A 22,147-nucleotide genomic window follows, 5' to 3' on the forward strand; every position below is an offset into this window, starting at 1 on the left:
CCCCCAGTGTCGGTCCGGGCGGGGACGCCGGGAAGGTCACGCCCACAGGTCGTCGCTGTCGCACACGCGTGCACCCATGTTGCGCTCCATCATGCGCAGGGCGGCGTCCGCGAGGTCGGCGTGGATGTGCGCGACGGCGTCCCGGGGGACGGTCACGTCGAGGTGCCGGATGTGCGCGTCGAGCGAGGAGTACAGGACGCACTGCTCGGTGACCTGACCGCACATCACGAGCTGGTCGATCCCCTGCTGGGACAGCAGGTAGCCGAGCGGGGTCTCGAAGAAGATCGAGTGCCGGGCCTTGACCACGAACAGGGACGACTCGTCCGGCACCAGCGGCTCCACCAGGTTCGCGTACGGCCCCGCCAGCGCCTTGTCGAGCAGCTCACCGTGGTGCGAGCGCCACTCGCCGAAGTTGTCGTTGACGTAGATCACCGGCGCGTCCCGCCGGCGCGCCCGGTCCAGCAGGCGGGAGATCACCGGGACCACCGCCTCGGCGGACGGCAGCAGCTGGTCGGCGTCCGGGTGGTCGTAGGTGTTGATCATGTCGATGACGATCAGCGCGGTCTTGCCCATGCGTACCGGGTGCCACACGCGGGGGCAGGTCAGACATCATTTCGCCGACTGCGGCCCGGAAAACCGACGTGGGCGCCGCGCCCGCCCGCACGGTGCCGGTCGGCGCAGGGTCCGCCGGCGTCGAAGGGGCCGTCCGGCCCTGTTCCCGAGGTCCGTGGGCGCCGACCATGGGGAGATGATCCACAGCGACGGCTTCCGGGCGCTCGACCGGCAGGAGTGCCTGCGCCTGCTCGGTAAGGTGCCGGTCGGCCGCGTCGTGTACACCCGGCAGGCGCTGCCCGCGGTGCTGCCCGTGAACTTCTCCCTGGACGCGGACGGGGCCGTGGTGCTGCGCACCTCCGCGGAGTCCGACCTGGTGCGGGCGGTCGACGGTGTGGTGGTCGGGTTCGAGGCCGACGACTTCCAGGGCGGGTGCCGGTCGGGGTGGAGCGTGGTGGTGACCGGCCGGGCGGCCGTGGTGAGCGACCCGGCCGAGCACGAGCGGCTGCTGCGCGCCGGTCCCCGCTCGTGGATGCCGATGCGGGACGGCGTGTTCGTACGGATCGGGAGCGAGATGGTGACCGGCCGGGAACTCACGGGGGGCGCGGACCGACCACAGGCGTCCCCCGGTGATCAACCGTGTCAACCCCCTTGCGCGGCACCGCCGGACGGGTGACGTACGGTTCCGCCTGTGACCGCCTACACCGCTGAGAACACCCCGGGCCGCCACGGCCCGCACGCCACCGTCGAGACCGAGCCCCGTGCCGTGGGCCGGGTGCGCACCGAGTACTCGCCCGCGTACGACGGCGACCCGGACCCCGGGGAGATCGTCTGGACCTGGGTCCCGTTCGAGGAGAACGACGGCCGCGGCAAGGACCGGCCGGTGCTGGTCGTCGCCCGTGAGGCGGCGGGGTCGTTCCTCGCCGTGCAGCTGTCGAGCAAGCGGCACGCGGGTGACCGGGAGTGGGTGCCGATCGGCAGCGGCCCGTGGGACCGCTCCGGCCGTGACTCCTGGGTCGACGTCGACCGCGTCCTGCGACTGCACGAGGAGGGCATGCGCCGAGAGGCGTGCGCCCTGGACCGCATGCGGTTCAACCTGGTGCGGCAGCGCCTCAGGGAGCGCTACGGCTGGGAGTGACCGCCGGCTCGTCCGTCAGGTCCGCGAACGTCCGGGCGAACGCCGCGCGCGTCGCACTGTCGCGTGCGCGGTCCAGGACGCCGAACACCACGTGCTCGAAGGCCCCGTCGAAACGCCCGCCGGGGCCCAGGTGCGCCCGGAACGCCTCCGCCACCTGCGCCGGGTCGTTGCGGAACACCCCGCAGCCCCAGGCGCCGAGCACCAGCCGCCGGTAGCCGTGGGCGGCCGCGGTCTCCAGGACCCGCCCGGCGCGGCGGGCCAGCGCGGCGGACAGCTCCCCCGCGCGCTCCGGCGCCTTGGCGCGGATCACGCCCGCGTTGGGCGCCGGCGAGGTGAGGAAACCGGCCGTGAACGGCGCGTCCAGCAGGCCGCCGCGGTCGTCCCGGAACACCGGCACGGCGGGCGAGTGGATCACGCGGTCGGTGTAGAACGGATCGCGGTGGGCGCGGTGGTGCGCGTAGAACTCGGGGGCCCGCAGCAGGCAGGTGTACAGCGCCGAGGCGCGGCACAGCGCCTCCTCCTGGGCCTGCGCGCCGTTGAGGTAGCCCCCGCCCGGGTTGCGCGCCGAGGCGAAGTTCAGCACGGCCGCGGGACGCGCGGCGTCCGGGCCGGTGAGGCGCCGGGCCGCCTGCAGGCTGCTCTCGCCGGTCACCTCGAAGCGCGTCGCCGCCGGCGCGAAGGCCGGCACCGGGACCGGCTCGGGCCCGTGCAGTCGCGTGCCCTGTCGGGCCGCCTCGACCGCCGCGGCGACGGACACCGTGTACCCGTCCGGTGCCCGGTAGGCACCCTCCTGCACGATCCGCTCCGTCTCACGGGCGATGCCCCGCAGGCGCGCGCTCACGGCGCCACCCCCGTAGCCGCCGTGAACGCGCCCCACGCGTTCCCCCTCGCCGTGCTCATGCACGCATCCTGAGCGATGCTGGTGACGCGGCGCAACGCGGTTTTCGCCGACCCGGACGGTCCGGGGCCGGAGGGCGAAAACCCCCGGTGACGGGCGGAACGAAAGGATGACCGACCCCTTACGCCTCCCCAGGCGCCCTTGTGCCGGGCGATCCGAGGGTTTTGGGTGGACGCGTTGGTGCCGGCCGGGACCGACCTGACTCCGGGCCGGCGACATGGTGGTGTCTCAGGAGGATTCCTGCATGTCCGATCCGTCGAGCGGTTGTGCGCCTTCCCGCACGGCCGTCACCGAAGCCGGGGCGGAGGCCCTGATACGCGGCATCTGCTTCAAGACCGGTCCGCCCCGCCTTCTCGGCGTGGAAGTGGAATGGCTGGTCCACGAGCTGCGCGACCCGCGGCTCCCCGTCCCTCACGAACGACTCGAGGCGGCCTACTCCGCACTGCGGAACGTGCCCCTCCGCTCGGCGCTCACCGTCGAGCCCGGTGGTCAGCTGGAGCTGAGCTCGCCGCCCGCCGCGACCCTCACCGAGTGCGTCGACACCGTCTCCGCCGACCTGGACGCCGTGCGGGCCGTCCTGCGCGAGGACGGCCTGGGCCTGGCCGGCATGGGCCACGACCCGTGGCGGACCCCCCGCAGGTTCCTGCACCGGCCGCGCTACGACGCGATGGAGGCCTCCCTGGACCGCACCGGCGCGGCCGGACGGTTCATGATGTGCGCCTCCGCCTCGGTGCAGGTGTGCGTGGACGCCGGGCACGAGGAGCCCGGGCCGCTCGGCCACGTACGACGCTGGTGGCTGGCCCACCTGCTGGGCGCCGTCCTGGTGGCGGCCTTCGCGAACTCGCCGCTCTCCGGGGGGCGGCCGACCGGCTGGCGGTCCACTCGGCAGCTGCGCTGGACGCAGATCGGCACGGGACGGGCGGGCGGCCCCGCGCTGGACGCCGACCCGCGCGACACCTGGGCCCGGCACGTGCTGGACGCGCCCGTGATGTGCGTGCGCCGGGACGACGACCGGCCGTGGGACGTGCCGGACGGCTTGTCCTTCCGGCACTGGACGCGGCAGCGCACACCGCGCGCCCCGACCCACGACGACCTGGACTACCACGTCACGACCCTGTTCCCGCCAGTCAGGCCCCGGGGCCATCTGGAACTGCGGATGATCGACGCGCAGCCCGGCGAGGACGGCTGGACGGTGCCGCTGGCCGTGACGGCGGCGCTGTTCGACGACCCGGAGGCCGCCGAGACCGCCTACCGGGCGGTGAAGCCCCTGGCCGAGCGGACGGCGGGCCTGCCCGCGCCGCACAACCCGCTGTGGCGGGACGCGGCCCGGGACGGGCTGACCGACCCGGAGCTGTGCGAGGCCGCCGACCTCTGCTTCGCGGCGGCGCTGGCCGCCCTGCCCCGGCTGGGGGCCGCGCCCGCGCTGGCCGACAGGGTCGCCGCGTTCCGGGACCGGTACGTCGCCCGGGGCCGCTGCCCCGCCGACGACCTGCTCGACACCTGGCGCGCGGGGCACGACGGGCGTACGGCCGTATCCGGCGCGCCCTCCCCCACCATCCACCCGCACGGGAAGGACACCCCCTCATGACCGACCCCGCCCTCGACGCCGGAACCCTGCGTGAGCGCGCGGTCGCCTCGCTGGTCGTCGCCCGGGACCGCACCACGCTGCTGACCAGCTGTGTGGAGGAACCGGACCTGACCGCGCAGCATTCGCCGCTGATGTCACCGCTGGTGTGGGACCTGGCGCACATCGGCAACATGGAGGAGCAATGGCTGCTGCGGGCGGTCGCCGGCCACGAGGCGATACGCCCGGAGATCGACAGCCTCTACGACGCCTTCGAGCACCCGCGCGCCGCGCGTCCGAGCCTGCCCCTGCTGTCGCCCGAGGAGGCCCGCCGGTACGCGTCCGACGTGCGCGGGCGGGCGCTGGACGTGCTGGAGCGCACGGCGTTCGAGGGCACACGGCTGACGGAGGCCGGCTTCGCCTTCGGGATGATCGCCCAGCACGAGCAGCAGCACGACGAGACCATGCTGATCACGCACCAGCTCCGCCGGGGCCCGGCGGCCCTCACCGCGCCCGACCCGGAGCCGGTGACGCCGTTCACCGGGCCGGCGGAGGTCCTGGTGCCGGGCGGCCCGTTCACCATGGGCACCTCGTCCGAGCCGTGGGCGCTGGACAACGAACGCCCGGCCCACCGCCGCGAGGTGGCACCCTTCTTCATCGACACGACGCCGGTGACGAACGGCGCCTACCAGGCGTTCGTCGAGGCCGGCGGGTACGACCAGCAGCGCTGGTGGACCCCCGAGGGCTGGGCCCATGTGCGCCGCAACTCCCTCACCGCGCCGCTGTACTGGCGCCGTGACGGCGGGCAGTGGCTGCGGCGCCGCTTCGGCGTCACCGAGCTGGTGCCGCCGGACGAGCCCGTGGTGCACGTGTGCTGGTACGAGGCCGACGCCTACGCCCGCTGGGCCGGGCGGCGGCTGCCCACCGAGACCGAGTGGGAGAAGGCCGCCCGGCACGACCCCGCCACCGGCCGGTCGACGCGCTACCCCTGGGGCGACGCCGACCCCACGCCCGAGCACGCCAACCTCGGCCAGCGCCATCTGCGTCCCGCACCGGCCGGCAGCTACCCGGCCGGGGCGTCGCCGCTGGGCGTGCGGCAGCTGATCGGGGACGTGTGGGAGTGGACGGCGAGCGACTTCCTGCCGTACCCGGGCTTCCGGGCGTTCCCGTACAAGGAGTACTCGGAGGTCTTCTTCGGGCCGGAGCACAAGGTGCTGCGTGGCGGTTCCTTCGCCGTGGACCCGGTCGCCTGCCGGGGCACCTTCCGCAACTGGGACCTCCCGATCCGGCGGCAGATCTTCTCCGGGTTCCGCACCGCCCGCTCGGTGGAGGACGCCTGATGTGCCGGCACCTGGCCTACGTGGGGTCCGAGGAGCCGTTGGGCGCGCTGCTGATGCGGCCGGCGCACGGGCTGTACCGGCAGTCGTGGGCGCCGCGCCGGCAGCGCCACGGCACGGTCAACGCCGACGGCTTCGGCGTCGGCTGGTACGCCGACGGCGACCCGGTCCCGGCCCGCTACCGGCGGGCCGGGCCGGTGTGGGCGGACCTGTCGTTCACGGATCTCGCCCGGGTGGTGCGCACCCGGGCCCTGCTCGCCGCCGTACGGGACGCGACGCTGTCGGGTGCCGACGCGGAGGCGGCCGCGGCGCCGTTCGCCTCCGGCACCTGGCTGTTCAGCCACAACGGAGCGGTGCCGGGCTGGCCGGGTTCGCTGGCGCCGCTGGCCGCGACGCTGCCCGCCGAGGACCTGCTGTCGCTGGAGGCCCGTAACGACTCGGCGTTCGTGTGGGCGCTGGTGCTGGCCCGGCTGCGGGCCGGCGACACCATGGGCCAGGCGCTGGCCGACACGGTCGCCGAGGTCGCGGAGGCGGCCCCCGCCGCCCGGCTGAACCTGCTGCTCACCGACGGCGACACCGTCACCGCGACCGCCTGGGGCGACACCTTGTGGTACCTCGCCCGGCCGGGCGGCGGCACCGTCGTCGCCTCCGAGCCCTACGACGACGATCCGCACTGGCAGGAGGTGCCCGACCGCACCCTGCTGGCCGCGAGCCGCACAGATGTGCTGCTCACCCCGCTCAAGGAGCCCCTCACGTGAGTCCGTTCCATCTCACCCGCACCCTCCCCGAGGACGCCACCGGCGCCGCCCTGCGCGCCGACGTCCACGCGGGACTGACCGGCAGCCCCAAGACGCTGCCGCCCAAGTGGTTCTACGACGCACGGGGCAGCGAGCTGTTCGAGGAGATCACCGCGCTGCCCGAGTACTACCCGACGCGCGCCGAGCGGGAGATCCTGCTCGCCCGCGCGGACGAGATCGCCGTCGCGTCCGGCGCCCGCACCCTGGTGGAGCTGGGCTCGGGCTCCTCGGAGAAGACGCGGCACCTGATCGCCGCCCTCACCGGCCTGCACACCTACGTCCCGGTCGACGTCAGCGAGTCCGCGCTGACCGGCGCCGGGCGGGCGCTGGCCGCCGAGCGGCCCGGTCTGGACGTGCACGCGCTGGTCGCGGACTTCACCGCGCGGCTGGCGCTGCCGGACACCCCGGGCCCGCGTCTGGTGGCGTTCCTCGGCGGCACCCTCGGCAATCTGCTGCCGGCCGAGCGGGCCGCGTTCCTCGCCTCGGTGCGCGCCCTGCTCGCCCCGGGCGACGCGCTGCTGCTGGGCACGGACCTGGTGAAGGACGAGCGGGTGCTGGTCCGGGCGTACGACGACGCGGCGGGGGTGACGGCCGCGTTCAACAAGAACGTGCTGAGCGTGGTCAACCGGGAGCTCGGCGCCGACTTCGACCCGGACGCCTTCGACCACGTCGCCCTGTGGGACGCCGCGCACGAGTGGATCGAGATGCGGCTGCGCGCGCGCACCGCGCAGTCCGTGAAGATCCCGGCGCTCGAGCTGGTGGTGGACTTCGCGGAGGGCGAGGAGCTGCGCACCGAGGTGTCGGCGAAGTTCCGGCAGGAGGGCGTACGTGCCGAACTGGCCGCCGCGGGGCTGGAACTGACCCGGTGGTGGACGGACGCGGAGACGCGGTTCGCGCTGTCGCTCAGCATCGCCCGCTGACCCGGCCGCCGGGCAGGGCGACGGGGCCCCCGAGGCCCTGCCCGGCATGATCCGCGGACCCGTCCTAGTCGAAGGCGAGGGTGTCGGTGACGCGCCGTGCGGCGCGTTCGGCCTCCTCGGCCGGGTCGGCGCCGGTGAGCACCTTCGTCATGTACTCCTTGATCGGATTGTCGGCCTCGACCACGCTCCACCGGGGTGTGGCGGGGGTCGCCCGGCCCCGTGCGGCGCCGGCCGCCATGGCCTCCAGCCCCTCCTCCCCCGCGACCGACCCGGCGAGGCCGGCCTTGTTGGGGACGTAGTTCATGGTGCGGGCGAGTTCGGTGTTCCACCGGGAGCCGGTGAGGGCGGCGACCACCTCGACGGCGGCGGCCTCCACGTCGGTGTTGGCGGGGACGACGAGGTCGGAGCCTCCGGTGAAGACGGCTCCGGGCCGGCCCGCCTTCCTGCCGGGGACGGGGAAGTAACCGATCCGGTCCGCGAGTTCGGGGTTCTGCTTGACGATCGTCTGGACCAGGCCGGGGACGGCCACGATCTGGGCGACCCGGCCCTCGGCGAACACGCCCGCCTGCGGGGGATGTTCCTCGTCGGCGTCGGCCGGTCCGTCGCCGAGCTCCTGGAGCCGGCGGTAGAAGTCCATGCCGCGCAGCGCGGCCGGGCTGTCCAGCGCGCCCCGCCAGACGCCGTCGCGTTCGGTGGCGAGTTCGCCGCCCTCCTCCCAGATGAAGCCGGCCAGCGTGTACCAGTCCTGCCCGGCGAGGTAGATGCCCTGTGTCCGGTCGGTGTCGAGCCGTTCGGTGATCTCCAGCCACTCGTCGCGGGTCTCCGGCGGGGCGGTGACGCCGGCCGCGCGGAACAGGTCCTTGCGGTAGACGACGACGCGGTTGGCGGCGTACCAGGGGATGCCGTACTGCTGCGAGCCCCAGCGGCCGGGTTCGGCGAGGCCGGGCAGCCAGTCGTCGCGGCCCCAGTCGCGCATTGACTCCAGGGTGAGGTCGAGCAGCCCGTCGCCCTCCGCGTAGGCGGACACCTGGGTGTTGCCCACCTCGATGACGTCGGGTCCGTCCGCGTCCCGGCCGCGCAGGGCCTGCTGGACCTTCTCACCGATGCCGGTCCACTCCTGGACGCGGATGTCCAGGTCGATCCCGTCGTGTTCGCTCTCGAACTCCTCGGTGAAGCGGTCCAGGAAGTCCTGCGAGGCACTGTGCTGCATCAGCCACACGGTGACGGTGCGCCGCTCCGCCGCGCTGTCGGAGATCAGAGCGCAGCCGCTGAGGAGGGAGGCGGACACACAGACGAGGGCGAGCAGACGGCGTCTCACGTGGGGTCCTGTTTCTGTCTGCGGACAGGGCGGGGCCCGGCGTGGGGGGCGAGCCGGAGCTCGGACGGGTGCCCAGCATCTTGGTATGGACCAATGCCCGGGTCAAGGCCGTCAGGCGAACGGGGCCGACGCCTCGCGCCCGGCCCGCAGGTGGGGCACGGTGGAGTGACGTGTGCCACAGGCGGTGGGAGCCGCCGCGAGAGGAGCGAAGCATGTCGAACCACACCTACCGGGTCACCGAGATCGTCGGCACCTCCCACGACGGCGTCGACGCGGCCGTGCGCAACGGCATCGAGCGGGCGTCGCAGACCCTGCGCAATCTGGACTGGTTCGAGGTGACACAGGTGCGCGGGCAGATCGAGGAGGGGCAGATCGCGCACTGGCAGGTGGGACTGAAGGTGGGCTTCCGGCTGGAGGGCTCGGACTGAACCACCTCCCGCTCAGGTCCGCCCCTCGCGCTCCTGAGCGTCCTTCAGCTCGCCCGAGGGGGACGTCCACCGGGCGTGGACGACGGTGAACCCGGCCCGCCGGGCGTCCGCGCAGACCAGTTCGTCGTCGTCGACGAGCACACGCACCTCGCGGGTCCGGGCCAGGCGGCGCAGCACGGCGAGCTTGGTGTGCCGGGCGGGGCGGCGGTCGGCGTTGCCGCGCATGTGCACGTCCCCCTCGGGCAGCCCCTGCGCGGCCAGCCAGTCCAGCGTGTCGCGGCGGCAGCGCTCGGGCCGTCCGGTGAGGTAGACGATCTCGCACTCCTCGGCACTCTCCCGCACCAGGGCGATGCCTTCGGCGAGCGGCGGGTCCTGGGGCGCGGCGGCGAAGAAGCCGTCCCAGTCGCGCGGCCGGCGCTCCAGGAAGTGCTGCCGGTGCGCGGTGTCGGCGAGGGTGTTGTCGAGGTCGAACACGGCCAGCGGACGGTCGGCGCGGCGCGTCGGACCGGTGCGGCGGTCGCGATCGGTGCGGCGGTCGCGGTCGGTGCGGTCGGTGCGGTCGGTGCGGTCGGTCACGCTGCCACCCTAGACAGCGGCCGCAGGAATCCTGGCGGCCGCGGGGCGTTGGAACCGGTATGAGTTCCGTGATCGCCGCGACCCGCTTCTCCGTCCTCGACCGCTCACGCGTCCGCGAGGGGCACACCGCTCCCGAGGCCCTGCGGGACACGGTGGCCCTCGCCCAGGAGGCGGAGCGGCTCGGGTACCACCGGTTCTGGGTCGCCGAACACCACGGCGTGCCCGGTGTGGCCGGTTCGGCGCCGACCGTACTGGCCGCGGCCGTCGCCGGGGCGACACGCAGCCTGCGCGTGGGGACCGGCGGGGTGATGCTGCCCAACCACCGGCCGCTGGTCGTGGCCGAGCAGTTCGGGGTGCTCGCCTCGCTGTTTCCCGGGCGGATCGACATGGGTCTGGGCCGCTCGGTCGGGTTCACCGGCGGGGTGCGCAAGGCGCTGGGCCGGGACAAGGAGGACGCGGAGGACTTCGCCGCCCAGCTCGACGAACTCCTCGGCTGGTTCCGCGGCACCTCGCCCACGGGCGTGCACGCCCGGCCGTCCGAGGGCCTGAGTGTGCCGCCGTTCGTGCTGGCGATGGGCGAGGGCGCCACGATCGCCGCCCGCGCCGGGCTGCCGATGGTCATCGGCGACCTGCGCGACCGGGACCGGATGCGCCGGGGCATCGACCGCTACCGGGAGCTGTTCCGGCCCTCCGCGTGGGCGAGCGAGCCGTACGTGATCGTCTCCGGCACCGTGGCGGTGGCGGACACCGCCGAGCGGGCCCGGCGGCTGCTGGTCCCGGAGGCCTGGTCGATGGCGTACTCCCGCACCCACGGCAGCTTCCCGCCGCTGCCGCCGGCCGAGCGCGTCGAGGCGCTGACCCTGACCGGCAAGGAGCGCGACCTCTACGAGGCGGGCCTGACCGGACAGCTCGCGGGCACCGAGGAGCAGGTGGCGCAGGGGCTGGAACAGCTGCTGGAGGACACCGGGGCGCAGGAGGTGCTCGTCACCACCAGCACCTACGACCGCGAGGCGCTGCTGGAGTCCTACCGGCGGCTCGCCGTGCTCGCCGGACTCCCGGGCAGCGCGACGCGCCGGTGACGGGCACCGGCGCGTCTCGGGAGAGCGGGAGTCGGGGGTGCTAGCGGCCCTTGCCCGGGACGTCACGGCCCCGGCCCGGGACGTCACGGCCCCGGCGGCCTGATTCCTCGGTCATCTCCGTCTCGGCCTCGATGCGCTCCTTGCGCACCTGGCCGTGCACGGTCTCGTTCGTGGTCGTCTCCTCGGTGGTCATCCGGACCCGCTCGACCGGTACCGCCTCGGTGGTGACCACGGGGCGCTCCTCGTGCAGCGTGACCTCGTGCTGGTCCTCCTTGAAGGCGGGACCGGACACGGCGTCGTCGCGGTTGGCGTCGGTGATCGGTTCGCGCTCCACGCGTACTTCCTCGTGGCGGACCGGGACGGTCTGCTGGACCTCCTCGGTCACCACGTACTTGCGCAGCCGCGCCCGGCCGGACTCGTGCCGTTCGACGCCGACGTGCATCCGCTCCTCGGAACGGGTCATCGCGTCACCGCTGCCGCGCCCCTTGGCCTCGCCGCCGCGCGCCATGGACTCGCCGCGACCGGACATGGCACCCGCGGCCCCGGCCGTGCCGGCGCGTTCGGAGGTGCCGGCGCGCTGGGAGGTGGGGGGTGCGCCCGTCCTGCCGGAGATGTCGCCCCGGCGTCCGGTCGACGTCCCCGCGGCACCGGCCGCGCCCGCGGCGCCCGCCGCTCCGGCCGCGCCGGAAGTCCCGGCCCTGCCCTTGGTCCCGCCGCTGTCGTCGGGATCCGTCAGGACGTTGTCCCAGTTGATGCCGTAGTACTCGTACAGCCGGTGCTCCTCGTCCACCGACAGGTGACCGCCCGCGTCGATGTCGACGTTGGGCGCGCCCTTCACCTTGTCCTTGGGGTACGGCACCTCGAGGTGGTCCTGCACCATGGAGGCGTCGCGGATGGGCACGAACGACTCGCTGGAGCCGAACATCCCGGTCTTGACGGTCACCCACTCGGGGCGTCCACTCGCGTCGTCGAGGAAGACGTGCTTCGCGTCGCCGATCTTGTTGCCGTCCCCGTCGTACACGGGGTGATCCAGCAGGATCGAGATCTCATCGCGGGTGATCATCTGACATCACCCTCCTCTCGGGTCACTCCTCTCCGGTTCTCCTGATCAGAGGGACGAAAACGGTACAAAGGTAACTAATCGCACTTTATTTTCGACAGTGCTGACCGCGAGTGACCGCCCACGCGAGACGGGGCCGGAAGGAGCACCTTCTTCCGGCCCCGCCCGTCCGCACCTTCCGGCGAACGTCGGTGAGGGGTGGCCGCCCCGGCGGCTACCGCTTGCCCGCCTTGCGGGTCGCCCGCAGCCACTCCTTGTTCATGCCCGTGATGGAGGTCAGCGGGATGCCCTTGGGGCAGGCGGTGGCACACTCCCCGGCGAGGGTGCAGCCGCCGAAGCCCTCCTCGTCCATCTGCGCCACCATGTCCAGCACCCGCGTCTCGCGCTCGGGGGCGCCCTGCGGCAGCACGTTGAGGTGGTTGACCTTGGCGGAGGTGAACAGCATCGCCGCGCCGTTGGGGCAGGCCGCGACGCAGGCGCCGCAGCCGATGCACTCGGCGTGCTCGAAGGCGAAGTCCGCGTCCGGCTTGGGCACCGGCGTGGCGTGGGCCTCGGGGGCGGAGCCGGTCGGCGCGGTGACGTATCCGCCGGCCTGGATGATGCGGTCGAAGGCGGAGCGGTCGACGACCAGGTCCTTGACCACCGGGAAGGCGGCGGCCCGCCACGGCTCGACGTCGATGGTGTCGCCGTCCTGGAAGGACCGCATGTGCAGCTGGCAGGTGGTGGTGCGCTCGGGCCCGTGGGCGTCGCCGTTGATGACGAGCGAGCAGGCGCCGCAGATGCCCTCGCGGCAGTCGTGGTCGAACGCGACCGGGTCCTCGCCCTTGAGGATGAGCTCCTCGTTGAGGGTGTCGAGCATCTCCAGGAAGGACATGTCGGGTGAGATGCCGTCCACCTCGTACGTGGACATGGTGCCGTCGGCGTCGGCGTTCTTCTGCCGCCAGACGCGCAGGGTGAGCTTCATGCGTAGCTCCGCTGGGTGGGGTGGACGTACTCGAAGACCAGGTCTTCCTTGTGCAGGGCGGGAGCCTCGCCGCTGCCGGTGAACTCCCAGGCGGCCGCGTAGGCGAACGCGTCGTCCCGGCGGGCCGCCTCGCCGTCCGGGGTCTGGGACTCCTCGCGGAAGTGGCCGCCGCAGGACTCGGCGCGGTGCAGCGCGTCGAGGCACATCAGCTCGGCGAGCTCCAGGTAGTCGACGATGCGGTTGGCCTTCTCCAGCGACTGGTTGAACTCCTCACCGGTGCCGGGGACCTTGATCCGGCGCCAGAACTCCTCACGGATCTGCGGGATGCGCTCCAGGGCCTTGCGCAGCCCGGAGTCGCTGCGGGCCATGCCGCAGAACTCCCACATGAGCTCGCCCAGTTCGCGGTGGAAGGAGTCGGGGGTGCGGTCGCCGTCCACGGACAGCAGCAGGTTGAGCCGGTCCTCGGTCTCGGCCAGCACCTCCTGCACGGCGGGGTGCTCGTCGGTCACCTCGCCCTGGCGCGGGTTGCGGGCCAGGTAGTCGTTGAGGGTCGCCGGCAGCACGAAGTAGCCGTCGGCCAGGCCCTGCATCAGCGCGGACGCGCCGAGCCGGTTGGCGCCGTGGTCGGAGAAGTTGGCCTCACCGATCGCGAACAGGCCGGGGACGGTGGTCTGCAGGTCGTAGTCGACCCACAGGCCGCCCATCGTGTAGTGCACGGCGGGGTAGATCCGCATGGGCACCTCGTACGGGTCCTCGTCGGTGATCCGCCGGTACATGTCGAAGAGGTTGCCGTACTTGGCCTCGACGGCCTTACGGCCCATGCGCTTGATGGCGTCGGCGAAGTCCAGGTAGACGCCCTGGCCGCCGGGGCCCACCCCCCTGCCCTCGTCGCAGACGTTCTTCGCGGCGCGGGAGGCGATGTCGCGGGGCACCAGGTTGCCGAAGGAGGGGTAGATGCGCTCGAGGTAGTAGTCGCGCTCGTCCTCGGGGATCCGCGCGGGCGGCCGGGTGTCGCCCTTGGCCTTGGGCACCCAGATGCGGCCGTCGTTGCGCAGCGACTCGCTCATCAGCGTCAGCTTCGACTGGTGGTCGCCGGTACGCGGGATGCAGGTGGGGTGGATCTGGGTGAAGCAGGGGTTGGCGAAGTACGCCCCGCGCCGGTGCGCGCGCCAGATCGCGGTGGCGTTGGAGTTCATGGCGTTCGTCGACAGGTAGAAGACGTTGCCGTAGCCGCCGGTCGCCAGGACGACGGCGTCCGCGAACCAGGTCGAGATCTTCCCGGTGATCAGGTCGCGGGCGACGATGCCGCGGGCCCGGCCGTCGACGACGATCAGGTCGAGCATCTCGGTGCGCGGGTGCATCTCCACGTTGCCGGCGGCGATCTGCCGGCTGAGCGCCTGGTAGGCGCCGAGGAGGAGCTGCTGGCCCGTCTGGCCGCGGGCGTAGAAGGTGCGGGAGACCTGCACGCCGCCGAAGGAGCGGGTGTCGAGCAGGCCGCCGTACTCGCGGGCGAAGGGCACGCCCTGCGCGACACACTGGTCGATGATCTCCACCGAGATCTGCGCGAGGCGGTGCACGTTGGACTCGCGGGCGCGGAAGTCGCCGCCCTTGACGGTGTCGTAGAAGAGACGGTGGACGGAGTCGCCGTCGTTGCGGTAGTTCTTCGCCGCGTTGATGCCGCCCTGCGCGGCGATGGAGTGGGCCCGGCGCGGGGAGTCCTGGTAGCAGAACTGGACGACGTGGTAGCCCTGTTCGGCCAGCGTGGCCCCGGCGGAGCCGCCCGCGAGGCCGGTGCCGACGACGATGACGGTGTGCTTGCGCCGGTTGGCGGGGTTGACCAGCTTGGCCTCGAAGCGGCGCGTGTCCCAGCGTTCGTGGACCGGTCCCGCGGGGGCCTTGGTGTCGGTGACCGGCGCGCCGGTCGTGTAGTCGGTGTACGAGGTCATGGTCAGCTCACCACTCCGGTCATGACGCCCACGGGGACGGCGATGAAACCGGCCGTGAGCAGCAACGCAAGGGCGTTGGCGGTGGTCTTGAGGGCGCGGTCGCGGGTGCGGCTGCCGGCGCCGAGGGTCTGGGCGGCGCTCCAGAAGCCGTGCCGGACGTGCAGGCCGACGGCCAGCATCGCGACGATGTAGAGGGTGTTGCCGTACCAGGTGGAGAAGGTGTCCACGACGTTCTGGTAGGGCTTTCCGGACTCGAAGCCGCCGGAGTGGACGGTGCCGGTGGTCAGGTCGAGGACGTGCCAGACGATGAACAGGGCGAGGATGACGCCGCCCCAGCGCATGGTGCGGGTGGCGTAGCTCGCCCGCGCCTTCTTGTGCACGTACTTGGTCGGGCGCGCCTTGATGTCGCGCCGGCTGAGCTGGTAGGCGGAGACGGCGTGGGCGACCACGGCGAGGACGAGCACCACGCGGACGACCCACAGCGTCCACTCGTAGTGCATGAACGGCTCGCCCACCGTCCGCAGCCAGTGGGCGTAGTGGTTGAACTCGCCCGCCCCGAAGAAGATCTTCAGGTTCCCGATCATGTGGACGACCAGGTACAGCAGCATGATCAGGCCGCTGACCGCCATCACTGTCTTCTTGCCGACGGTCGAGTCCCACACGGTGCGTGCCAGGGACGGCCGTCGGTCCGTCCGCGTTGCCAGAGCCATGTCACCAGACGCTAGGGCCGAAGGGCCTCATCGGTCCAAGACATGGTGCGGCTCGTTTCGATAGGGGTTGCCTATCATGGCCGTATGCACTTCCAGCAGCTCCAGTACTTCGTGGCCGTCGCCGAGACCCGGCACTTCACCCGCGCCGCGGAGCTGGTGCACGTCGCCCAGCCGTCGCTCTCGCAGCAGATCAAGGCGCTGGAGCGGGAGCTGGGCGCGGACCTGTTCCGGCGGGCGCGCGGCAACATCACGCTGACCGACGCGGGCGAGGCGCTGCTGCCGCTGGCCCGGCGCATCCTCGCCGACGCGGACACCGCCCGGCACGAGGTGCAGGAGGTGGCGCAGCTGCGCAGCGGCCGGGTACGACTCGGCGCGACCCCGAGCCTGTGCACGGGCCTGCTGCCGGACGTGCTGCGCGCCTTCCACGACCGCTATCCGGGCGTACGGCTGCTGGTCGAGGAGGGCGGCTCGCACGACCTGGTGCGCGAGCTGGCCCGCGGCGCCCTGGACCTGGCGCTGGTCGTGCTGCCGCTGCCCACCCCCTCCCCCGCGCTGACCACGGTCGAGCTGCTGCGCGAGGACCTGGTGGTCGTCTCCTCACCGGACGCCCCGCGGCCGGGCGGGGGGCGGCGCACCGTGCGCATCGCCGACCTGGAGGGCGAGCGCCTGGTGATGTTCCGGCACGGCTACGACCTGCGGGAGCTGACGGTGGCCGCGTGCCGGGCGGAGGGGTTCGAGCCGGGGTTCGCGGTGGAGGGCGGGGAGATGGACGCGGTGCTGGGGTTCGTCCGGGCGGGGCTGGGCGTCGCGGTGGTGCCCCGCATGGTGGCCGCCCGCTCCGGCCACGGCCTGCGCGTCACCCCGCTGGCCCGCCCGGGACTGCACCGCACGATCGCCCTGGCCCACCGCAGCGACGTGGCACCGCCGCGGGCGGCCAGGGAGCTGCAGCGGATGCTGCTGGAGCGGTGAGCGTCCCGGCCCCCGCCCGAGACGCTCACCAGGTGGGGATGAAGCCTCCGTCGATGATCAGATCGCTGCCGGTGATGTTGCGGGACCCGTCGCCGGCGAGGAAGAGCACGAGGCCTGCGATCTCGGCGGGCCGGGAGAAGCGGCCGGTGACGGTGGCCTTGGACGCCTGGGCGACCACCTCCTCCGCGGTGATGCCCGCGGTGCCCGAGACCGTCCGCGCCACTCCCTCACCGCCCAGCCACAGCTCCGTCTCGACCGGGCCCGGGCTGACGGTGTTGACCCGGATGCCCTTCGGGCCGACCTCCTTCGACAAGGCCTTGGAGAACGCCACCAGGGCGGCCTTGCCCGCGCTGTAGTCGATCACCAGCGGATCCGGGAGGGTGGCGTTGACGGAGCCGACCGTGATCACCGAGGCGTCGCCGGCGTCCAGCATCACGGGCAGCGCGGCCCGAGTGACCCGTACGGCCGCCAGCAGGTTGAGGTCGATCGTGCGCCGCCAGTCCTCGTCAGTGACCGACAAGAAGCCGCCGGTGCGGGCGGGTGCCGTGCCGACGTTGTTGACCAGGACGTCGATGCGCCCGCCCGCCGCACCGACGAGCTCTTCGGCCGCCCGCGGCTCGGCGAGGTCGACCGGCACCCAGGTCACCGAGCCCTCCTGCACCAGGCCCTCCAGCCGCTCGGAGGTGGTGCGCGACCCCGCCACGACCTGGGCGCCGGCCCGTGCGAGTGCCTCGACGACCGCCAGTCCGATGCCCTTGCTCGCTCCGGTGACGACGGCGGTCCTGCCCTGCAGTTCCGTGCTCATGCTGTCCCACTCCGATCGGACCCGGGTGCCCCCTCGGGCCATGCTGCCCCTTGGGGGACCGGCCCGCCGCCCGAACGCCGGTCACCGGCACACCGCCCGACGCCCGTCGTACGCCGTGCCGGCTGCGGACGGTCAGCAGGTCCGGCATGCCGATGCGTTGGCGGGACCCGGCACGGACGGCGTCGGCGACGTCGCCGGCCCGCTCCGAGCCTTCGTCGGCCGGGGCGGTGGTGGCCCAAAACCGCCGTTCGCCCTTCGGGGTGCCGACGACACGGACGGTGGCGCGGGCGACCTCCGGACGTCAGCGTCGTCCGGTGCCAGGGCCGCCGGCGCCTGGCCCACGTCGTCCATGAGCCCGCCGTAGCCTCACCCCGTCGCGTCCACCAGGGCCAGGTCGTGCAGCCGCTCGGGTGGGCCCGGGCGGGCGTAGTACCAGCCCTGGGCCGTGTCGCAGCCGAGGATGCGGAGCTGTTCGGCCTGGGCGCCGGTCTCCACGCCCTCCACGGTGACCGCGAGATCGAGGGAGTGGGCCAGCGAGACGATGCCCTCGACGATCTTGAGGTCGACCGGGTCGGCGGGGAACTGCTGCATGCTCTGCGTGAAGGAGCGGTCCAGCTTGAGGACGCTCACCGGGAGCCGGCGCAGGTTGGCGAGGTTGGAGTAGCCGGTGCCGAAGTCGTCCAGGGCGATGTCGACGCCCATCTCGGCGAGCCTGCGCAGCGGCTTGAGGAGGTCGTCGTCGGCGCCGATGAGCGCCGACTCGGTGACCTCCAGGCACAGCGCGTCGGGCGTGACGCCCGTGCGTTCCAGGATCTCGACGGTGTCCTGCACCAGGCCCGGGTGGGTGAGCTGGCAGGGCGAGAGGTTCACGTTGATGCGCAGCGGGCCGAGCTCCTCGCCACCGTTGGCGTCGCGCCACGCGCGGGCCTGCCGCACCGACTGCTCCAGCACCCACCGGCCGAGCGGCACGATGAGGCCGGTGTGCTCGGCGAGCGGGATGAAGCGGTCCGGGGACAGCACCCCGTGCTGCGGGTGCAGCCAGCGCACCAGCGCCTCGGCGCCCCGGACGCTGCCGTCGCCGAGGTGCACCAGGGGCTGGTACTCGATGAAGAACTCGCCCCGGTCCAGGGCCGTGGGCAGCGCGGTGGTCAGCCCGTGCCGGGTGATGGCGCGGGCGTCGGCCTCCGGGTCCGCCAGCTCGAAGCGGTTGCCGCCGGCCGCCTTGGCCCGGTACATGGTGATGTCGGCGCTGCGCAGCACCTCCGCCGCGCTGCGTTCCCCGGCCGGGCCCTCGACGACCCCGATGCTGCCGCGCACGGTGAGGTCCCGGCCGTCGATGCTGATCGGCGCCAGCAGCGCGTTCATGATCCGGCCGGCCAGCTCGTCGACGGTGCGCCGGGTGTCGGGGCCGGTGGTGAGGGCCACGAACTCGTCGCCGCCGAGCCGGGCCACCATCTCGCCGGGCGCCGTGGCGCAGGACTGCAGCCGGTCGGCGACCTCGACGAGCAGCCGGTCGCCGGCCGCGTGGCCGAGGCTGTCGTTGACGGTCTTGAAGCCGTCCAGGTCGAGGTAGCACAGCCCGAACCGCTGGTCGCGGCCGGCCGAGAGGGCCTTCTCCAGGCGTTCGAAGAAGAAGGTGCGGTTGGGCAGCCCGGTCAGCGCGTCGTGTGTGGCCTCGTAGCGCAGCCGGAGGTTGAGCAGCCGCCGCTCGGTGGTGTCCTCCATCAGCGCGAGCTGGTACTGCGGTGTGCCGTCGGCGTCGCGCAGCAGGGAGACCGTCAGGTTGGTCCACAGGACCGTTCCGTCGGGGCGGTAGAAGGCCTTCTCGACGTGGTAGTGCTCGCGCTCGCCGCCGACCAGTTCCTCGTAGAGGCGCCAGGTCTGCGGGGCGTCGTCGGGGTGCGTCCAGTCCTTGACGTTGCGGCCGAGCAGCGCCTGCTCCGACAGTCCGAACATGCGCCGCAGCGCGTTGTTGACCTGGAGGATGTTGCCGTCGAGGTCGGCGATGCCGATGCCTATGGCGGCGCCCTCGAAGACCGCGCGGAACCGGGTCTCGGTGGCGTGCAGCGCCTGCGCCACCACGCCCTGCGCCTCCAGCGCGGCCTGGGCGATGGCCTCCTGCTCGGCCAGCGTCCGCTCGCGCAGGGCCTGCGCGAAGCCCGCGGCCATGGCGTGCTGGAGGCGGGAGCTGCGGGCCCTGAGGGTCTCCCGGTCGCCGTCCTCGCCGCAGTACAGGACCAGGTAGGCGTCCACGCAGTCCAGGGTGCGGCTGAGCGCCTCCGGGTCGGTGCAGTGGGCCGCCACCAGCGCGGCGCCTGCCGCGCGGCCCGTGTCCGCGTCGAAGGAGCGCGCCCGCAGCGCCTCGCTCAGCAGCCGGGCCACCGGCAGCAGCCGCTCCTCGAACTCCGGCCGGGTCGAGGCGGTCGAGGTGACCGGGTAGACGGCCCGGCTCCAGATCGTCGCGAACCGGCGCAGTCTGTCCTCCGGCCCGTCCGGCTCGCCGCTCACGCCGTACGCCCCACTCCCGCGAGACCGGAGAAGGCGTAGGGATCCTCGTCCTCCGGTGCGGTGTCCGGGCGCCAGCGCGGCATCGGCACCAGTCCGGGTTCCACCATGTCGTACCCCTCGAAGAACCGCGCGATGTCGTCGCGCGTGCGCATGATCAGCGGGTTGCGCATGTCTCGGTACACGTCCACCGCCCCCTCGGCCCGCTCCGGCGGCAACGGGATCCCCTCGTACGTGGCATGGCTGAGCACCAGCATGCTGCCGGGTGCCAGGGCCTGGCGCAGTTCGGCCACCGCCCCGTACGGGTCGTCCGCGTCTTCCACGAAGTGAAGTATGGCAACGAGAAGCAGCGCCACCGGCCGATTCAGGTCGATCAGCCGCGCGACTTCGTCACTGCCGAGAATCTCCTGCGGTTTGCGGAGGTCGGCGGCGAGGATGCCGGCGCCGTCGTTGCCCGCCAGCACCACCTTGCTGTGCGCGACCGCGACGGGGTCGTGGTCGACGTACATAACCCGGGCCCGGGGGTCGGCCGCCTGGGCCACCTCGTGCACGTTGCCGAAGGTGGGGATGCCGGAGCCGATGTCCAGGAACTGCGTGACGCCCTCGGCGACGGCGAACCGTACCGCCCGTCGCATGAACGCCCGGTTCGCCTGCATGACCTTGGGCAGCCCCGGCATGAACTCCATGGCCCTGCGGGCCGCTTCCCGGTCGACCTCGAAGTTGTGCGAACCGCCCAGGTAGTAGTCGTACATCCGGGAGACACTGGGCACCGTGATGTCGATGTTCCGCGGGGCCCAGGCGGGACGCTCCATCTAGCTCTCCAAGACGTAGGCGATCCGGTGTTCGAGCAGAGGCTACTGATCGCCCGCCAACAGGGCGAGCCCAAACGGAAATTGACCATCCGTTCCCGGTCACTGCCTCTGGCACGTGCCGCTTTGCGGAAGCACAAGATCGTTACGCGACGTGCCCGAGTCACTCCGGAGCGTTCCGGTGGCGCGGCGGGAGCAGGGGGGAGCGGCAGGGGAAAACGGCCCGCCCCTCCGCGGGCGGCGGAGGGGCGGGCACGGGGCCGGCGGTGTCGGAGCGGACGACACCCTGGGGAGGTTGCTACTTCTCCGACGCGCCGACCGGCTTTCCGTCGGGCCGTACGGCGTACCAGGTACCGCCGACGCCCTGACCGTTGGTGTCGCCGGGGGCCTTGTCACCGGCGAAGGTGTAGATGGGCCAGCAGTTGATCGTCTGCTGGTCGGCGCCGTCGGGGCGGGTGAAGGTCATGTAGCCCTTCTCCTGGATGCCCTTCGTGTCGCCGAACGCGACCGGCGAGACCACCGGCCACTTCTTCAGGCAGTCGCCGGTGCAGGCCGAGACGGGCTTCGGCCACGCCTCGTCCTTCATGAACCGGTAGACGGTCATGCCGTTCTTGTCGACGACGATCTCGCCGAGCTTCGAGTCCTCCCGGGTGGAGAGCCCGGGCTGGTCGGCCGAGCGCGCCTTCTTCCCCTCGGGGGTGAAGGCGAACCACTTGCCGCCCACACCCTGCCCCTTGACGTCACCGGCGTTGACGTCCTTGACGTACCGGTAGGCGGGCCAGCCGTCGACGGTCAGCTGCTTGGTGCCGTCGGCCCGGGTGATCCGGCCCAGCAGTGCCTTGTCGATGCCCTCGCCGGCCGAGGCGTCGTCCGCGGGCACCGGCGGCCAGGTCTTCGCGCAGTCCCCGTCGCAGTTGGACTTCGGCGGGTTCGCCGAGTCCTGGTCGAAGCGGTAGAGCGTGAGGCCCAGTTCGTCGGTGACGACCTTGCCGAGTTCGGCGTCGGTCGCCACGTTGAGCTGGCCCGCCGTGTCGGCCGGCCGGCTCGGGGCCGGGGAGGTCCGGCCCGCCTGGGCACCGCTGCCGACGCCGCCCAGGTCGCCCGGCGCCGTGACCCCCACGTTCTGGCTGGAGGGCGGCTGGCCGTCCTGACCGCACGCCGTCGTCAGGGTCAGCACCGCCGCGGCGCTCACCACCAGTGAGGCGGTCCGCCAGGAGGTATTCATCGTCAACTCCAGATGATCGCAGAGGTGTTGCAGCGCCTTGCTGCGCCGCCGCTCGACGATGGGTACGCACGGGGGCACAGGTTGTGTTCAACGGCGGCCCGTATTTCTTTTCTTAACTCCTTCGGGGCATTCCCCGGGCTCTCGCGCGTGGCCCGGTCCGTGACGACTCATGATCTTCGTCGTGCAAGCACTCGTACCGACCCAAACCCGCACGGCGGCGCGCGCGTTGGCCGTGGTCGCGCTGCTGTGGGCCGTCGCCGGCGCACCCGGCCCGGCGGTGGCCGACGCCTGCGCGTACGCCTCGACGGGGCCGGGCGGCACGGAGGCGGTGGCGATCGCGGGCGATGTCGCCTGGACGGACTTCCCGCCCTGCTCCCCGCCTCCGCCGTCCCCGACCCCCACGCCCACCCCCACGCCGACGCCGACCCCGCCGCCTCCTCCCCCGCCACCGCCACCCCCTCCGGAGCCGACCCCGCCACCGCCGCCGCCGAAGCCCAGCCCCACCCCCACCCCGACACCGACACCGCCGCCCGCGGCCCGCCCGGCA

General features: G+C 72.9%; 21 protein-coding genes. 9 read left to right on the plus strand and 12 right to left on the minus strand.

Translation table 11 applies throughout. The features are described from left to right. Nucleotides 1–36 precede the first annotated feature (36 nt). Nucleotides 37–573, minus strand: coding sequence for a cysteine hydrolase family protein (locus tag ACIF8S_RS08900; RefSeq protein WP_399998214.1), 537 nt, complete (start codon nt 571–573; stop codon nt 37–39). 175 nt (nt 574–748) lie between these two features. Here ACIF8S_RS08900 and ACIF8S_RS08905 point away from each other — a divergent pair, with 175 nt between their 5' ends. After that, a complete protein-coding gene (locus tag ACIF8S_RS08905) occupies nt 749–1,228 on the plus strand; it encodes a pyridoxamine 5'-phosphate oxidase family protein (RefSeq protein ID WP_399998215.1) in 480 nt (159 codons plus the stop codon). A 15-nt stretch (nt 1,229–1,243) separates the two neighbouring features. Further along, entirely contained in the window at nt 1,244–1,690 is a 447-nt protein-coding gene (locus tag ACIF8S_RS08910) for a type II toxin-antitoxin system PemK/MazF family toxin (RefSeq protein ID WP_399998216.1), read from the plus strand. Here ACIF8S_RS08910 and ACIF8S_RS08915 read toward each other — a convergent pair. Next, nucleotides 1,665–2,531: a TIGR02452 family protein gene (locus ACIF8S_RS08915; protein WP_399998217.1), complete on the minus strand. Its 867-nt coding sequence runs from the start codon at nt 2,529–2,531 to the stop codon at nt 1,665–1,667. The genes ACIF8S_RS08910 and ACIF8S_RS08915 overlap by 26 nt on opposite strands. Nucleotides 2,532–2,832: 301 nt before the next feature. Between ACIF8S_RS08915 and egtA the strand changes: the two genes are divergently transcribed. Genes egtA through egtD form a run of 4 tightly spaced genes read left to right on the plus strand, consistent with a single transcriptional unit; the run spans nt 2,833 to nt 7,206 of the window. Further along, a complete protein-coding gene (gene egtA / locus ACIF8S_RS08920; RefSeq protein WP_399998218.1) occupies nt 2,833–4,176 on the plus strand; it encodes an ergothioneine biosynthesis glutamate--cysteine ligase EgtA in 1,344 nt (447 codons plus the stop codon). Further along, complete coding sequence (gene egtB, locus ACIF8S_RS08925) at nt 4,173–5,492, plus strand: ergothioneine biosynthesis protein EgtB (protein ID WP_399998219.1); 1,320 nt, start codon at nt 4,173–4,175, stop codon at nt 5,490–5,492. Before egtA ends, egtB begins: the two co-directional genes overlap by 4 nt. Continuing rightward, the gene (gene egtC / locus ACIF8S_RS08930; protein ID WP_399998220.1) at nt 5,492–6,247 is read left to right on the plus strand and encodes an ergothioneine biosynthesis protein EgtC; all 756 of its coding nucleotides are present in this window, start codon (nt 5,492–5,494) and stop codon (nt 6,245–6,247) included. Before egtB ends, egtC begins: the two co-directional genes overlap by 1 nt. Further along, a complete protein-coding gene (gene egtD, locus ACIF8S_RS08935) occupies nt 6,244–7,206 on the plus strand; it encodes an L-histidine N(alpha)-methyltransferase (RefSeq protein ID WP_399998221.1) in 963 nt (320 codons plus the stop codon). The genes egtC and egtD overlap by 4 nt, the downstream gene beginning before the upstream one ends. Before the next feature lie 64 nt (nt 7,207–7,270). Here the strand turns inward: egtD and ACIF8S_RS08940 are convergent, their stop codons facing one another. Beyond that, the gene (locus ACIF8S_RS08940; RefSeq protein WP_399998222.1) at nt 7,271–8,524 is read right to left on the minus strand and encodes an extracellular solute-binding protein; all 1,254 of its coding nucleotides are present in this window, start codon (nt 8,522–8,524) and stop codon (nt 7,271–7,273) included. A 212-nt stretch (nt 8,525–8,736) separates the two neighbouring features. On the opposite strand from ACIF8S_RS08940, the gene ACIF8S_RS08945 reads away from it, so the two are divergent. Further along, nucleotides 8,737–8,952, plus strand: coding sequence for a dodecin (locus ACIF8S_RS08945; RefSeq protein WP_215211061.1), 216 nt, complete (start codon nt 8,737–8,739; stop codon nt 8,950–8,952). A gap of 12 nt (nt 8,953–8,964) precedes the next feature. On the opposite strand, the gene ACIF8S_RS08950 is transcribed toward ACIF8S_RS08945, so the two are convergent. Then, nucleotides 8,965–9,426 (minus strand): hypothetical protein, encoded by a 462-nt coding sequence (locus tag ACIF8S_RS08950; protein ID WP_399998486.1) that lies wholly within the window; start codon nt 9,424–9,426, stop codon nt 8,965–8,967. 161 nt (nt 9,427–9,587) lie between these two features. Between ACIF8S_RS08950 and ACIF8S_RS08955 the strand changes: the two genes are divergently transcribed. Next, on the plus strand, nt 9,588–10,607 hold the full coding sequence (locus tag ACIF8S_RS08955) for an LLM class flavin-dependent oxidoreductase (RefSeq protein ID WP_399998224.1): 1,020 nt from the start codon (nt 9,588–9,590) through the stop codon (nt 10,605–10,607). A 40-nt stretch (nt 10,608–10,647) separates the two neighbouring features. On the opposite strand, the gene ACIF8S_RS08960 is transcribed toward ACIF8S_RS08955, so the two are convergent. From ACIF8S_RS08960 to ACIF8S_RS08975, 4 genes are all read right to left on the minus strand, one after another. Beyond that, complete coding sequence (locus ACIF8S_RS08960; RefSeq protein ID WP_399998226.1) at nt 10,648–11,670, minus strand: DUF2382 domain-containing protein; 1,023 nt, start codon at nt 11,668–11,670, stop codon at nt 10,648–10,650. 211 nt (nt 11,671–11,881) lie between these two features. After that, on the minus strand, nt 11,882–12,631 hold the full coding sequence (locus ACIF8S_RS08965; RefSeq protein WP_399998227.1) for a succinate dehydrogenase/fumarate reductase iron-sulfur subunit: 750 nt from the start codon (nt 12,629–12,631) through the stop codon (nt 11,882–11,884). Beyond that, nucleotides 12,628–14,577 carry a fumarate reductase/succinate dehydrogenase flavoprotein subunit gene (locus ACIF8S_RS08970; protein WP_399998228.1) on the minus strand — a complete coding sequence of 650 codons (1,950 nt, stop codon included), beginning with the start codon at nt 14,575–14,577 and terminating at the stop codon, nt 12,628–12,630. The genes ACIF8S_RS08965 and ACIF8S_RS08970 overlap by 4 nt, the downstream gene beginning before the upstream one ends. Nucleotides 14,578–14,579: 2 nt before the next feature. Next, nucleotides 14,580–15,251 carry a succinate dehydrogenase gene (locus ACIF8S_RS08975; RefSeq protein WP_399998487.1) on the minus strand — a complete coding sequence of 224 codons (672 nt, stop codon included), beginning with the start codon at nt 15,249–15,251 and terminating at the stop codon, nt 14,580–14,582. Nucleotides 15,252–15,371: 120 nt separating this feature from the next. Between ACIF8S_RS08975 and ACIF8S_RS08980 the strand changes: the two genes are divergently transcribed. After that, a complete protein-coding gene (locus ACIF8S_RS08980; protein WP_024883537.1) occupies nt 15,372–16,256 on the plus strand; it encodes a LysR family transcriptional regulator in 885 nt (294 codons plus the stop codon). Between the two features lie 25 nt (nt 16,257–16,281). On the opposite strand, the gene ACIF8S_RS08985 is transcribed toward ACIF8S_RS08980, so the two are convergent. The 4 genes from ACIF8S_RS08985 to ACIF8S_RS09000 all read right to left on the minus strand — a co-directional run bounded on the left by ACIF8S_RS08985 (nt 16,282) and on the right by ACIF8S_RS09000 (nt 21,600). Continuing rightward, a complete protein-coding gene (locus ACIF8S_RS08985) occupies nt 16,282–17,061 on the minus strand; it encodes an SDR family NAD(P)-dependent oxidoreductase (RefSeq protein WP_215211067.1) in 780 nt (259 codons plus the stop codon). 366 nt (nt 17,062–17,427) lie between these two features. Continuing rightward, on the minus strand, nt 17,428–19,569 hold the full coding sequence (locus ACIF8S_RS08990) for a putative bifunctional diguanylate cyclase/phosphodiesterase (RefSeq protein WP_399998229.1): 2,142 nt from the start codon (nt 19,567–19,569) through the stop codon (nt 17,428–17,430). After that, nucleotides 19,566–20,378 (minus strand): SAM-dependent methyltransferase, encoded by an 813-nt coding sequence (locus ACIF8S_RS08995; protein ID WP_399998230.1) that lies wholly within the window; start codon nt 20,376–20,378, stop codon nt 19,566–19,568. Before ACIF8S_RS08995 ends, ACIF8S_RS08990 begins: the two co-directional genes overlap by 4 nt. Before the next feature lie 295 nt (nt 20,379–20,673). Continuing rightward, complete coding sequence (locus ACIF8S_RS09000; protein ID WP_399998489.1) at nt 20,674–21,600, minus strand: SCO0930 family lipoprotein; 927 nt, start codon at nt 21,598–21,600, stop codon at nt 20,674–20,676. Nucleotides 21,601–22,147: the final 547 nt, after the last annotated feature.

Source organism: Streptomyces sp. NPDC085937, assembly GCF_044540535.1.
Taxonomy (GTDB): Bacteria; Actinomycetota; Actinomycetes; order Streptomycetales; family Streptomycetaceae; genus Streptomyces.

Bases quoted from the DNA above. Each gene is read 5' to 3' on its own strand.
- ACIF8S_RS08905 (WP_399998215.1), top strand. From the start codon at position 749: ATGATCCACAGCGACGGCTTCCGGGCGCTCGACCGGCAGGAGTGCCTG.
- egtB (WP_399998219.1), top strand. From the start codon at position 4,173: ATGACCGACCCCGCCCTCGACGCCGGAACCCTGCGTGAGCGCGCGGTC.
- ACIF8S_RS08900 (WP_399998214.1), bottom strand. From the start codon at position 573: ATGGGCAAGACCGCGCTGATCGTCATCGACATGATCAACACCTACGAC.
- egtC (WP_399998220.1), top strand. From the start codon at position 5,492: ATGTGCCGGCACCTGGCCTACGTGGGGTCCGAGGAGCCGTTGGGCGCG.
- ACIF8S_RS08995 (WP_399998230.1), bottom strand. From the start codon at position 20,378: ATGGAGCGTCCCGCCTGGGCCCCGCGGAACATCGACATCACGGTGCCC.
- ACIF8S_RS09000 (WP_399998489.1), bottom strand. From the start codon at position 21,600: ATGAATACCTCCTGGCGGACCGCCTCACTGGTGGTGAGCGCCGCGGCG.
- ACIF8S_RS08980 (WP_024883537.1), top strand. From the start codon at position 15,372: ATGCACTTCCAGCAGCTCCAGTACTTCGTGGCCGTCGCCGAGACCCGG.
- ACIF8S_RS08960 (WP_399998226.1), bottom strand. From the start codon at position 11,670: ATGATCACCCGCGATGAGATCTCGATCCTGCTGGATCACCCCGTGTAC.
- ACIF8S_RS08945 (WP_215211061.1), top strand. From the start codon at position 8,737: ATGTCGAACCACACCTACCGGGTCACCGAGATCGTCGGCACCTCCCAC.
- ACIF8S_RS08955 (WP_399998224.1), top strand. From the start codon at position 9,588: ATGAGTTCCGTGATCGCCGCGACCCGCTTCTCCGTCCTCGACCGCTCA.
- ACIF8S_RS08965 (WP_399998227.1), bottom strand. From the start codon at position 12,631: ATGAAGCTCACCCTGCGCGTCTGGCGGCAGAAGAACGCCGACGCCGAC.
- ACIF8S_RS08970 (WP_399998228.1), bottom strand. From the start codon at position 14,577: ATGACCTCGTACACCGACTACACGACCGGCGCGCCGGTCACCGACACC.
- egtA (WP_399998218.1), top strand. From the start codon at position 2,833: ATGTCCGATCCGTCGAGCGGTTGTGCGCCTTCCCGCACGGCCGTCACC.
- ACIF8S_RS08985 (WP_215211067.1), bottom strand. From the start codon at position 17,061: ATGAGCACGGAACTGCAGGGCAGGACCGCCGTCGTCACCGGAGCGAGC.